Source organism: Candidatus Dorea massiliensis AP6, from assembly GCF_964245105.1.
Taxonomy (GTDB): Bacteria; Bacillota; Clostridia; order Lachnospirales; family Lachnospiraceae; genus Laedolimicola; species Laedolimicola intestinihominis.
In genome coordinates this window covers 1-11615 of the sequence record NZ_CAXTKW010000028.1, presented here as the reverse complement: position 1 = coordinate 11615, position 11615 = coordinate 1, and the positions used below count along the sequence as shown (strand labels likewise).

The 11615-nt window shown below is 35.1% G+C and carries 12 protein-coding genes; 9 read left to right on the top strand and 3 right to left on the bottom strand.

Annotation, left to right across the window (positions count from 1 at the left end):
- Positions 1–777 precede the first annotated feature (777 nt).
- The gene (locus tag ACESZP_RS17595) at positions 778–1815 is read left to right on the top strand and encodes a MobA/MobL family protein (RefSeq protein ID WP_499709906.1); all 1038 of its coding nucleotides are present in this window, start codon (positions 778–780) and stop codon (positions 1813–1815) included.
- A 22-nt stretch (positions 1816–1837) separates the two neighbouring features.
- Here the strand turns inward: ACESZP_RS17595 and ACESZP_RS17590 are convergent, their stop codons facing one another.
- The 3 genes from ACESZP_RS17590 to ACESZP_RS17580 are packed head-to-tail and all read right to left on the bottom strand — an operon-like array spanning position 1838 to position 4484.
- Positions 1838–2404: an accessory gene regulator B family protein gene (locus tag ACESZP_RS17590; RefSeq protein WP_008397001.1), complete on the bottom strand. Its 567-nt coding sequence runs from the start codon at positions 2402–2404 to the stop codon at positions 1838–1840.
- On the bottom strand, positions 2401–3135 hold the full coding sequence (locus tag ACESZP_RS17585; protein ID WP_015559482.1) for a LytR/AlgR family response regulator transcription factor: 735 nt from the start codon (positions 3133–3135) through the stop codon (positions 2401–2403). The genes ACESZP_RS17590 and ACESZP_RS17585 overlap by 4 nt, the downstream gene beginning before the upstream one ends.
- Complete coding sequence (locus ACESZP_RS17580; RefSeq protein ID WP_499709904.1) at positions 3132–4484, bottom strand: ATP-binding protein; 1353 nt, start codon at positions 4482–4484, stop codon at positions 3132–3134. The genes ACESZP_RS17585 and ACESZP_RS17580 overlap by 4 nt, the downstream gene beginning before the upstream one ends.
- 386 nt (positions 4485–4870) lie before the next feature.
- Here ACESZP_RS17580 and ACESZP_RS17575 point away from each other — a divergent pair, with 386 nt between their 5' ends.
- The 8 genes from ACESZP_RS17575 to ACESZP_RS17540 all read left to right on the top strand — a co-directional run bounded on the left by ACESZP_RS17575 (position 4871) and on the right by ACESZP_RS17540 (position 11268).
- Complete coding sequence (locus tag ACESZP_RS17575; protein WP_008397007.1) at positions 4871–5542, top strand: hypothetical protein; 672 nt, start codon at positions 4871–4873, stop codon at positions 5540–5542.
- Between the two features lie 510 nt (positions 5543–6052).
- A complete protein-coding gene (ltrA, locus tag ACESZP_RS17570; RefSeq protein ID WP_055222806.1) occupies positions 6053–7447 on the top strand; it encodes a group II intron reverse transcriptase/maturase in 1395 nt (464 codons plus the stop codon).
- Positions 7448–7678: 231 nt separating this feature from the next.
- The gene (locus tag ACESZP_RS17565) at positions 7679–7825 is read left to right on the top strand and encodes a cyclic lactone autoinducer peptide (RefSeq protein ID WP_015568874.1); all 147 of its coding nucleotides are present in this window, start codon (positions 7679–7681) and stop codon (positions 7823–7825) included.
- An 18-nt stretch (positions 7826–7843) separates the two neighbouring features.
- Positions 7844–8263: a hypothetical protein gene (locus ACESZP_RS17560; RefSeq protein ID WP_008397010.1), complete on the top strand. Its 420-nt coding sequence runs from the start codon at positions 7844–7846 to the stop codon at positions 8261–8263.
- Between the two features lie 54 nt (positions 8264–8317).
- On the top strand, positions 8318–9148 hold the full coding sequence (locus tag ACESZP_RS17555; protein ID WP_008397012.1) for an ABC transporter permease subunit: 831 nt from the start codon (positions 8318–8320) through the stop codon (positions 9146–9148).
- Positions 9135–9935, top strand: a complete 801-nt coding sequence (locus tag ACESZP_RS17550; RefSeq protein WP_008397014.1) for a hypothetical protein — start codon at positions 9135–9137, stop codon at positions 9933–9935. The genes ACESZP_RS17555 and ACESZP_RS17550 overlap by 14 nt, the downstream gene beginning before the upstream one ends.
- Positions 9936–9949: 14 nt before the next feature.
- A complete protein-coding gene (locus ACESZP_RS17545; protein WP_015559483.1) occupies positions 9950–10585 on the top strand; it encodes an ABC transporter ATP-binding protein in 636 nt (211 codons plus the stop codon).
- Positions 10585–11268: a hypothetical protein gene (locus ACESZP_RS17540; protein WP_008397017.1), complete on the top strand. Its 684-nt coding sequence runs from the start codon at positions 10585–10587 to the stop codon at positions 11266–11268. The genes ACESZP_RS17545 and ACESZP_RS17540 overlap by 1 nt, the downstream gene beginning before the upstream one ends.
- The last annotated feature ends 347 nt before the right edge of the window (positions 11269–11615 follow it).

Sequence of the window (11615 nt, the reverse complement as noted above, 5' to 3'; positions counted from 1 at the left end):
CAAGTCCACCCAACTTACAAAAAGTGCTGTGAGAAGTCATACCAAGTGTAGCTATGAAAAAAGCTGTCCGACCTATGACAAAAAGTGTACGCTACTATGATTTTGAGTGTCCAATCTATGGGGTACATTTTCAAAGAGTTAATAGTAAAAAGCTCTATTAAAATCAAAATGTAATAAAACAATGCACTATTAAAAATGAAATTTAATAGGAACTTTTACTACCACTTCCTTGCCAGACACAGTTTAAAAGTAAGCGAAGTAACACAATGCTATTGTCAGGGCAAAAATGCTAACGAATCGTGCTATTGTTTTTTCGATTTTAATAGCAGACTTCTACTGTTTCTACGGTTTTTGCTAAAAAGTCTGAATAATAGAACAATGCTATTGTTAAGGCAAAAGTGCTAACGGATTCGTCTATTGTTTCGCTGATTTTCATAGCAATCTTCTAGCATTTCTGTTAAGAAAAGGGAGTGCCGGATACGGCACATAAAAAGTGTGCCATTAAAGGCACAAAATTAGGTGCTGAGGGAACAGTTACAGCTAAAAGTGAACTTCATAAGCAAGCCCTCGGCGTTTGAGAGCGAAATACACCCATCGCACAAAACTTCGTTTTGTACTCTGTGTATTTCGCTCTGCGAGGCTTAGCCGCCACAAGGCGGATGTGTTCGCAAGACGAGTGCCTATGCACTCGCTCACAGGGAAAGTTTACTACTCACATCTCATCTATCTTATCTGTCCTCTTTTCCAAAATCAAAACTGGGAAAGGAGGAAATCGCTATGCCAAGAAATTCATTTGTGCAGATGTCAAAGCTCCATAATGTTCGTGGAAGAATCTATTATATCTCCAGTGACAAAAAACAGGAAAATCTCTATGCGGTATATGAAACCACAGACCGAAAATTTTGGACAGAACTTGCCAAGTGCAATCAGGCAGAATTTAAGAAAAGCGGTACAGAGGGAAAATGTATCGAAGCAAGAGAATTTATCATTGCCCTGCCGGAATCCTTTGTGGATTATCCGCCAGACGGACTATTAAAATATATGACGGATAAATTCAAAAGTCGGTATGGTGTTGATTGTATTGCAGCACTCCATCATAACAAACGAAAGACGAATTATCATATCCATCTTATCTTTGCAGAACGAAATTATCTTGACGAACCGATAGAAAAGATTGCCACCAGAAATATGTTCTATGATGAGAAAGGTAATCATGTTCGTACCAAGAAAGAAATCCTAGACGAGAATGGAACTATCCGTAAAAGGTGTAAGGTGATCAAGAAAGGTGAGGTCTACGAAAGACAGATGTTTACCATCAAGGACGCTCGCTTTAAGCAGGAACATTTCTTAGATGAGGTCAAGGTATTTTATACCGATGTCATCAACGGACTTGTCAAAGATGAGAAAGAAAAGCTGTCTGCATTCAAGCGTGGGGATGTCTATCTTGCCACTAAGAAAATCGGTAAGAACAATCCAAAGGCAGATAAGATTACACTCAATAATAAGGTCATACAGGACTGGAATCGTACTGTGGATCACGCTTTGGTATCGGGGATGGAGCGAAAGGAAATCTTAAAGGTAAAGCAGGAACAGATTTCAAGTCCGAGTATGAATCCTATGTCAAAGCAAACAAGGAATGGAACTCCAAGTATGGAGAAAACTCAATCCATCGAAAGCTGGCAGAAAAACAGGCAGAAGTTCAGAAACGGGAACAGGACAGAGATTTTAACTATCGTTCGCCATCAGACAGAGGAGCTAGATAATCTAATTAAATTCAAAAAAGATAAAGACCATCAAATTCTTTATCTTTTTTGAATATTTATGAAAAGTCATCCTGCTATTTAAAGTGTCTCATTAGATTTTTAATTGTTTCGACTATCATAAGAATGATTACGCAGAAAAAGGAATAAAACAATGTGGTATTCATCTTCGTGTTTCCAATTTTATAAAACAGCAGAAATCCAATGCTAACAATTATCACAGAAATAAGTTTATGTATCCATTTTTGTTTGGTGGTTAAACATATTTTATGGTTACTTATAGGTGCAAATAATATACACATAAGGACAAGTATCAAATATCCTAGTACAGTTGGCTTTAAATAGATTATAGCCCACTTATCAAGACAACCGAGAAAAAAGCTGCCTAAGATACATGTTAACTGCGTTGGAGCATGGGCACCTCCGGTATAATGTCGTAACAATGAAAAGGTAATTACCCAAATTAGGGTATAGCCGAGTGTATGTGATAAAACTCCCCATACGAACAATAACACTATGGTTATAAAAGTATTCAAAAAACATTCTAAGCCATATATGTATATTTCTAATTGATCCGCAGAAACATCCTCCCCGGATAGTTCTGCTAACTTATTAGCAATAGATGTAGCCCACTTCGTAATCATTCAAAATCCCCGCTTGTATCAAATCTTGTTGTATATTTGGCAAAAGCACTTATCACGTCTTTGGAATAAGAACGTGCGATTTGTGTAGTTAGATGATTTGACAATTCAATCGTTCCTGATGTAATACGATAGATATGTGCCATATTTACAATATAAGAACGATGGGTTCGGATAAATTCACTTGGCAAATGGACAATAATCTTATTTAGGGTAGACATTTGTTCATAGCATTTGCCGTCTACGGTCAATATATCCACATAATGTAATCTGCTCGAAAATGTCAATATATCTGCATAGGGAATACTTACAATTTCCTGCTTGTTTCGGTATATGTAGGTATTATTAGATAACTCCTTCGCGATTTCATCCAAACACAGAAAAAGAGTATTTTCCTTGACGGGTTTTAGCAAGTAGTTTAAAGCTCTGACTTCATATCCTCGGAATACATATTCTCTAAAAGCTGTTAAAAATACAATAATACCTTGATAACCAGATTCACGAAGGCGTTTAGCAACCTCAATTCCATTCATTTGCCCCATTTGTATGTCAAGGAAAAATGCTGAAGCCTGTATAGTTGTGCCTTCAGAATTTTTTGAAAAATATTCTTCGCCCGATTCGTATTCGTCAATTTCAATATCCCAATCATATTGCTGCCCGTATTTTCTTATTCCATTTTTCAGCCGTTCTGATTCGATCACAGAATCTTCAAGTATGGTTATTTTCATTTTCATAGTAGTTTGTTATTCTCCTTATCCGGTATCATAATATGTACGGAAAAAATTTTGTTATCAGATGTAATCTGCAATACGCCATCTGCCTTTTCTACAAGCTCTTTTACTCGTCTTATCCCAAGTCCATGTTCTTTTCCTTGTTTAACACTCAAAATGTCTCCATCAATGCTACCTTTTATCACACCATCATAATTATTTTCAATGTGAATCAGTATCATATTCTGGTAAGGTTTAATATAAAAATAAATGTATGGATGCTCGGTTGGATCAGAGATTATAAGTCTTTCTCCTGCTTCAATGGAATTATTCCATATATTTCCAAGTATGGATGAAAGCTCAACAGAATCAAGCGGAAAATTTTCAGGAGCCATAATAGAATATTCTGTCTTAATTCCGTGTTTTTCAGCATAATCAAGTTTTGCGGCAAGTATGCAGTCAATAGCAATATTTCCCGTTGCTATGGCACTTTGCGTAGTTGCAAGAGTGTTATGGTATTGCTCTGTATATGCTATAAGTTCATCCCATTTCTTGTCTTTTGCTAATACGTTGATTGCATCCACATAAATCTGCATATCATGTTTCATTTTTCGTAATCGTTCAGTTGTCTCAGATAAGCTATTGAACTCAGTCCTTTCCAGCTCATAAATCTTTTGTTCTTCCAGTAATCGTATGTTTTCTTCTTTTGAATAACCTAGCTGGTATATGTATAGCATCAATACTAAAAATAAAATAATAAAAAACAAGTCAACCAATGATAGCCTAGCTGAAAAGGATGAATCACCAAATTTATCAACAGATTCCAAAGTCAGCCTTAATATGTAGTGCCCGATTGCAAGTCCAGAAATTGCGATGAAAATATATGCAACTTTTTGGAACGGTGAAAGAGATATGTCTTTGTTTCCAATAGAATGAAATAACAAGACAAAAACAGCTATCATTGCCAAATATAACATGGTATATGGCTTCCGTAATGTTCCACCTAATAATAGCTCCAGAGACGCTCCTTTATAAAGAGTAACGGGAATAAAGAACGAAATCTGTTCTGCAACTAAGCAAATGATGGAATACGAAAAGCCCCAAAAGATACGGCGAATTATACTATCACGATAGAACAATACTGCATATCCAATGTCCAAAACACAAGATGACATCAAAGTGCTGTAGGATGATATTCCCATTTTATTCAGCGTGCATAACACAGCAAACTGAAATGATACGAAAAGAAACATCAAAACTGCTTGATGTTTATAATTTGCTCGAATACGCAATTTTTTATGGATAAATATTATAAACAATGCCAGTTCTAAGAAATTAACAATATATTCCCATATTGAGTCAATATATAGCATAGCTACCACTTCCTTTAATCATTCTCCGTCATATTTTATCATCAATAAAGTAGGTACACAACATAATATGCTACCGTTTGTGCATAGTGAGCTACCATTCATGCATAGAGGTATTGAAAAGTATAAAGATTTTGTTATATTCAAGGTATACTACTACATCTTAAGTATTCTGAGAATCTATAATATGGAGTGGAGATGATAAGATGTCGTACTTTAGGAATATTAACAGGATATATAATGTGTACTAGTATGTGTTGGATCACAGTACTTCAACAGATGTTATGGATGCAGCAATTACGGGACATACTAGTACGCAGGCATTATCTCAAAATGATAAAGATTCATATGATGCCGCATATAATAATTATTAGGGGAGGGAGAACGCTATGAAAAAATCAAGTATCTATGGTATTTTGTCTATTGTTCTTATCGTAGGAATGTTTTTTACAGGATGTGCATCCAAAAATAATGCAAGTCAACTGAATACAAATGTATCTAACTTGCCAATCCACCAGATGCACGCATCTTTTGTATATGATACTGATAACATTCGCGAAGCTGTTGGTATCTGTGATTACGTATTTGTAGCAAAGGTTGTCAGTTGCGATGGAACCGAGTATCGAAATGTTATAACGACTGAAGATGAAAAAGGAAATCCTAAGGAGGTCGGTTCGCCTTACACTAATTATACTATTCAGGTTCTCGAAAATATAAAAGGTGAACTTATTACAGATAAACCTATTCCTATTGTTAAACAAGGCGGAATTTCAGAAAAACAAGATGCTATTTATCTGTTTGAGAATGATTCACTGCCTTCCGAAAATTCCATTTATATCTTTTTGGCATATGCACAAGAGGATGGTTCGTTACTAATTTCTGGTCCAAATTCAAATGTAATGTGTAACGATTCGAATATGTATTCTATTAATTCTGTCTCAGAGGAAAAATCAGTTACAGAATACGATGAGTTTATTACATATAAAGATGCTAATGATAATGAGATTATTCCAGTTGATCGAGAGCGTTATAAATCTATATATGAGACTGACAATAATTAATCATTATTTCTGAAATATATAGATTAAAGATGGCAGGTAGGTGCTTAACCTATCTGCCATCTTTTCGGTTGTGCGCCTAGCGGCGCACGTTTCTAACGGGTTAAAGTCCCGAATCCGCCCGGTAGTGGGAAGGATATAGCCGAAGGCAAGGGTGTCCATCGTGAGATGGAATCTGAAGGAAGCTGGATGTGAGGAATATACCAACTCACGGGCAAATCTCTGGTCTGACGAACAGAAATCTCATATGAGGTCATGCATGTGGGTAAGACAGCAACCCATGTTAAAGCCCAATAACTACACGGAATCATGCATGATAAATGAGGCAGATGGATGGAGAGGAAGAAACGTGTGGTACCTAGGGAGGTCTGTGCGGTATGCCTTGAAAGAGGTAACCATTGCATAAAGCAATGCTGAACGCATAGAAGTCAGCAGAGGTCATAGTAGCCGAGAGGTGAAGGACCGAATCAGTAGGAGTCTTGAGTATGACCGAGAAAGGAGGAATGACCGTCTATGGCAGAAAACATTGAAAACAATGGCTGTTCGCAAAGAGATAATGCGGAACATGAAGGGTATGTGAAAGCGTCCAGGTCATTCAATCGGATATGGAAAGAAAGAGACAGTGCACAGCCGAGACTTTTGGAAACGATACTGTATAAAGACAACTTTAACAGAGCGTATAAGAGAGTTAAGGCAAACAAGGGAGCGCCGGGAATTGATGGCATGACCATTGAAGAGGCTCTTCCATATCTAAAGGAACATCAACAAGAGATAACTGACCGCATTTATCGTGGAAAGTATACTCCGTCTCCAGTAAGACGAGTTGAGATTCCCAAACCAGATGGTGGTGTGCGAAAGCTTGGCATACCAACAGTGATAGACCGTACACTTCAACAGGCAATAACCCAACAGTTAGTGCCAATCTATGAACCGCTGTTTGCAGATGGTAGCTATGGCTATCGTCCGAACAGAAGTGCAAAAGATGCAATACTTAAGGTTAAGGAGTATGCAGAACAAGGCTATACATTTGCTGTAGTCCTTGACTTGTCAAAGTACTTCGATACTCTTAATCACGAAATTCTCATCAATCTTCTCCGGAAGAATGTAAAAGATGAACGTGTAGTACAGTTGATAAAGCGCTATCTGAAAAGCGGTGTAATGGAAAACGGAGTGGTCATTGACACAGAGGAAGGCTCACCACAAGGTGGAAATCTATCACCATTGCTGGCAAATGTCTACCTCAATGAGTTCGACCAGGAGTTCCTGAAAAGAGGTGTTCCATGCATAAGATATGCAGATGACATCGTGCTTCTTGCAAAGAGCAAGCGAGCATCAGAGAGACTCTTGGAAAGCAGTACAAAATATCTTGAGAAGAGGCTGAAACTTACAGTCAACCGAGAAAAGAGCCGTACTGTCAGCGTGTTTGCAATCCGAAATTTTAAATTCCTTGGCTTTGCATTGGGAAGGAACGGGAAAGGCACTTATGTCCGAGTTCATTCGAAGTCATGGAAGAAGTTTAAGTCCAGATTGAAGGAGTTATCTTCCCGTAAGCGATGTCAGTCAATCAAGCCAAGCCTTGAGAAAATCAAGGTGTATGCAAGGGGATGGCTTAACTACTACGGAATTGCAAGTATGAAGAGCAACATAGATGACATCAACGGATGGCTCTATCACAGAATACGCATGTGTATATGGAAACAGTGGAAGAAACCTAGAACGAAATATAAAAATCTAGTCAAACTTGGAATCCCAGAACACTATGCGTCAACAATAGCAAACAGTCGCAGAAAGTATTGGTATATCAGCAATAACAAAGCTGTGATTTGGGCGCTGAATAAAGAAAGACTGATAAACAGTGGCTTTTATGATTTAGCCACAGCCTATCAGTCTGTGCACGTCAACTATTGAAAGCGCCGTATACCGAACGGTACGTACGGTGCTGTGAGAGGACGGCGGTTAGTCACCGCCTCCTACTCGATTTATACCTATATGTAGAACAGTTCGTGCATGTTGGGCTACCATTCGTGCATAGAGGGATTGAAAAAATTAAATACTCTGTTATATTAAGCACATACCATGGTAAACAAATAAAGTTGTCTGTAATTGTCAGACAATTAAGGAGGGGGGGGGGTGAAAACGATGGACAATAAGCAAGTAAACAAGGCACCCCAGAAAAGTGCCCGTCTCGTACTTCAGGCAGTGACTGCTATTGCTCGAAGTAATGCAAATTCATTGTGCCGTGGTTTGTTGTATGAACCAAAAGTACCAACGCAGTTAAAAAAATAAGATTGGGAGGAATTGACTATGATGTTAAAAAGTTTAAAACAGAAGATTGCAAAAGTAGGTATTGGTTTGTTTTGTGCAGGATGTGTATTTCTTTCTTCAGCAGCATATTCTCAGGCGGCATCTTACACCGCTTATGCACTTAAACTGAATAAGACTAATAACTTTACCTCTATGCATGCAAAAACAACATCCGATGATTACATCACAAATGAGGTAACAGCAATTACCAATACCTCTTACGCAAATTTCTGGGCTGTCAATAACAGCAAGAGTAAAATATCTAATAAGTATAAGCAGGGTGTTGGAACAGGATCTTGTAATTTAATCTTTACCAAGAGCGGTTATAATTCTACTAACACACAGGTCGGTATGGGAATGGAAAATTATCAATCTCAATTATCAACTGCATTTGTAAGTGGAAATGTAGATTTTAGATAACAGAAGGGATGGGCATAAACCTCTTCGTGGGTTTATGCCCTTTTGGTAAAGATTATGAAAAAAATGGTTCTTATAGAAATCAAACATTGTATTGATCGTGCAGAATATAAAGTTGTTTTTATTGCTCTAATGATTTTAAATATTGCTTCGTATATTTTATGTGTAAAAAATGATATAGGAAAAAGTTATCAATTTATTCGTTCAGCAAATGAAAATTTCGTATTACAGGGCACTGAAGCGGCATATATTCCATATATAATGTATCTGTTATTGCCTGTTTATGCAACAATTATTGCATCACTTTCCTTAATAAGAGAAGAAAAAAGCAATAGTTCAATCCTACTTATTCAAAGAATCGGGAAAAAGAAATATTTAGCAGGAAAATTATTTGGCATTCTGATTGTAACCTTTTTGACAATAACAATACCAATGCTCATAAATTTATTATTATGCCACTTGACATATCCAATACATGGATATGACAGTGCTTGGGGAGAACCTGATTACGCTATAGGTTTGGTATCATATAACGCTGACAATTTTCTTGATATGGTGAGATTGCAACATCCAACTTTATATAATCTAATATACATTTTTAATTACGGAATTTTTGGCTCGGGATTAGCTATCTTAGCTTATGCTCTTTCATATTATAACAAAATGAAAGTTCTATATTTCGCAAAGATACCTGGTGCTTTGTTTATATTCTATATTGTTTTTAATTTGATTGTTTCTGTCTTTGGGCTAAATGAATTCTCTATACAAGGTTATATTATGCCTAATGTTCATGGAAATATAATAGGAGAAATTGTTCTGATATTGCTTATTTTTGGATTAAGTATTGGCATTATACAGAGAAAAATAAAAAATTATGAAGTTATATAAGAAAAAAATTTTGAATGTTAATGTTGGAAAATGCTTACTAGTATCACTTATAACATTTGTAATTAGATATTTTTATGCTAATGTGTACTTGGGGTTTCATAATAGTCTGGTTACAATAACAGAAGGAGTACGTTCACAAATATATTTTGGGGGAATACTAATAGATCATTCGTTTGACCTTATATCTTTATCATTTTTTGCGATTTTGTTTATCCTTGAGATTTGTTATCTTACAATGGACTTATTTAATGATGCAAATGATAACATGGTAATTCTACTTCCTCGTTATGGGAAAAAACACATAATTTATAAGGATATATTAATAAAAATGATATTACGTGACTGTATTGTAGTTGTTTCCGATTATTTGTTTTTTCTTTTTGTAGAGCATACCTCTAATGGCTTAGAAGATTTCAAAGTTATTTTTATGCTATTGATAGAGATTTTTCATTTGCAAATGATTAGTTATTTGTTTTCATTTTGGAAAGATTCAATTATAGGATACATCGTTGCATTTATTGTATTTTTTATTCCAGTAATGGTGTGTGGATTTTATTTTTCAATGGGAAATGTTATATGGAAAATTTGGCATTATTCCTTGCTACATATTCCTTTATTTAATTGGCATAACAAGCTTATTATATATTATGTCGAAGAAAATTACGAATGGACTACAAGCAATATAGATTTATTGAATTTTAAGTCAAGCTGTCTCATTTCAGTTATATCATCCGCTGTTTTGGTGTGGATAGGTAAATTTCTTTGCGAAAAAAAACAAATATTGTGAGGTGAATGATATCCATGAATTTATATGTAAAATCTATTTCAAAGTCAATTAAAGGTGAAAAAGTGCTTGATGATATCAGTTATACATTTGAATCTGGTAAAATATATGGAATATATGGTAAAAATGGTTCAGGTAAAACAATGCTACTCAGAGCCATTGCAGGTTTTATAAATACAGACAAAGGATACATAAAATATAATCACAAGGCATTACATAAAGATATGGATGTTTTACCAGATTTAGGAGCTGTTATTGAAAATATTTCTTTTTGGAGTATGTATTCAGGATTTGAAAATTTGAAAATGCTTTCCAATATAAAAGGAATTGTATCAGATGAAGAAATATATGAAATAATGATATACTTTGGTCTTGATCCCAAATCAAAGAAAAAAGTAAATAAATATTCATTAGGAATGCGTCAAAAACTAGCTCTTTGTCAAGCACTGATGGAACATCCAAAAATTTTGCTTTTGGATGAGCCAACTAACGCATTGGATCAGCATAGCATTGATTTATTTCGTGAACGTATATTGGAAGAAAAAAAGAATGATACCATTACTATACTGACAAGCCATAATAAAGAAGATATTGAAATATTAGCGGATGAGAAGATATGCATGGAATTTGGTAAAATTAAGGAGTTGATGTAATGAAGAAATTTGTATTAACTATCTGTGTTGTAATCATTTGTATGGTGACAGCCTTATTCTATGGAAAGACTGGGATAAAAACAACTACAGGGGTTCATGATCCTGATATTGCTTTATCAGAAAATACAGCTATGGAAATTTTCTATACAGGAGGGCAGAAAACTTCTTACTTTAACAATGAAAGTAATTACTCATTGGATGATATGGAAAAAGATTCTTCTTTAATAGCTCGTATAACTGTAACAAATTCTCGTGAAATGAGTTTACGATCAACAAAAACAATGGTAAAAATAGAGGAAATCTATAAGGATAATTCTGCTAATCTTTCAGTAGGTGACTGTATTTACATTATAGAACCTGTATCATTTGTTAGAGGTGAAGAATTTTACACTAACGGATGGCAATATCTGAAGACCGAAGATACTTATTTAATATTTTTAAAAAATCTAGGATGTATTGATGGGTATAAATACACCAAAGAGGAAGAAAATTCATTTATGCCTGTATCGGAAATATATTCAAAGAGAAATCTAACTCATGATGAAAGTTGTGTGGTTTTTGATTCGGCGGAAACTCTCTATTCAAGTATATCTATGTTTGCATTTTTGACCTCAGAAAAAACTATAGTAGATAATTATGAGAAAATATGGAAAAACATTACAAATTCAGGTAAGTATGAATGATTTAATTATTTATAATAAATTTTATATCTGATTTTTGATTATCCGCATAAACACTATACTTTCAAACATTTTGAAGTATAGAAAACTATTCATTTTACCACGAATTTACCACGATTGAATGAGCCTTGATATGACACAAAAACAACATGGGAGATAGCACAAATATCTGTGTATCTCCCGTTTTTCATTCATGTAGTATGATTATTTTACTCTGATTTCAAATTTCAAGATTGCTTTCATCATTTCTGTATGGATTTGACCTTTTAATTCGATAACGTATAATTAGTTTCGCAAATTCAATTTCATAAAAATAGACATGGTCTATAGCCGTTTGGTAGAATAAAGTT

What these genes read in the sequence shown, in the direction of transcription:
- ACESZP_RS17590 (WP_008397001.1), bottom strand. Translation starts at nt 2,404, where the DNA reads ATGATTACGAAGTGGGCTACATCTATTGCTAATAAGTTAGCAGAACTA.
- ACESZP_RS17540 (WP_008397017.1), top strand. Translation starts at nt 10,585, where the DNA reads ATGAAGAAATTTGTATTAACTATCTGTGTTGTAATCATTTGTATGGTG.
- ACESZP_RS17575 (WP_008397007.1), top strand. Translation starts at nt 4,871, where the DNA reads ATGAAAAAATCAAGTATCTATGGTATTTTGTCTATTGTTCTTATCGTA.
- ACESZP_RS17545 (WP_015559483.1), top strand. Translation starts at nt 9,950, where the DNA reads ATGAATTTATATGTAAAATCTATTTCAAAGTCAATTAAAGGTGAAAAA.
- ACESZP_RS17580 (WP_499709904.1), bottom strand. Translation starts at nt 4,484, where the DNA reads ATGCTATATATTGACTCAATATGGGAATATATTGTTAATTTCTTAGAA.
- ACESZP_RS17585 (WP_015559482.1), bottom strand. Translation starts at nt 3,135, where the DNA reads ATGAAAATGAAAATAACCATACTTGAAGATTCTGTGATCGAATCAGAA.
- ltrA (WP_055222806.1), top strand. Translation starts at nt 6,053, where the DNA reads ATGGCAGAAAACATTGAAAACAATGGCTGTTCGCAAAGAGATAATGCG.
- ACESZP_RS17560 (WP_008397010.1), top strand. Translation starts at nt 7,844, where the DNA reads ATGATGTTAAAAAGTTTAAAACAGAAGATTGCAAAAGTAGGTATTGGT.
- ACESZP_RS17555 (WP_008397012.1), top strand. Translation starts at nt 8,318, where the DNA reads ATGAAAAAAATGGTTCTTATAGAAATCAAACATTGTATTGATCGTGCA.
- ACESZP_RS17595 (WP_499709906.1), top strand. Translation starts at nt 778, where the DNA reads ATGCCAAGAAATTCATTTGTGCAGATGTCAAAGCTCCATAATGTTCGT.
- ACESZP_RS17550 (WP_008397014.1), top strand. Translation starts at nt 9,135, where the DNA reads ATGAAGTTATATAAGAAAAAAATTTTGAATGTTAATGTTGGAAAATGC.
- ACESZP_RS17565 (WP_015568874.1), top strand. Translation starts at nt 7,679, where the DNA reads ATGGACAATAAGCAAGTAAACAAGGCACCCCAGAAAAGTGCCCGTCTC.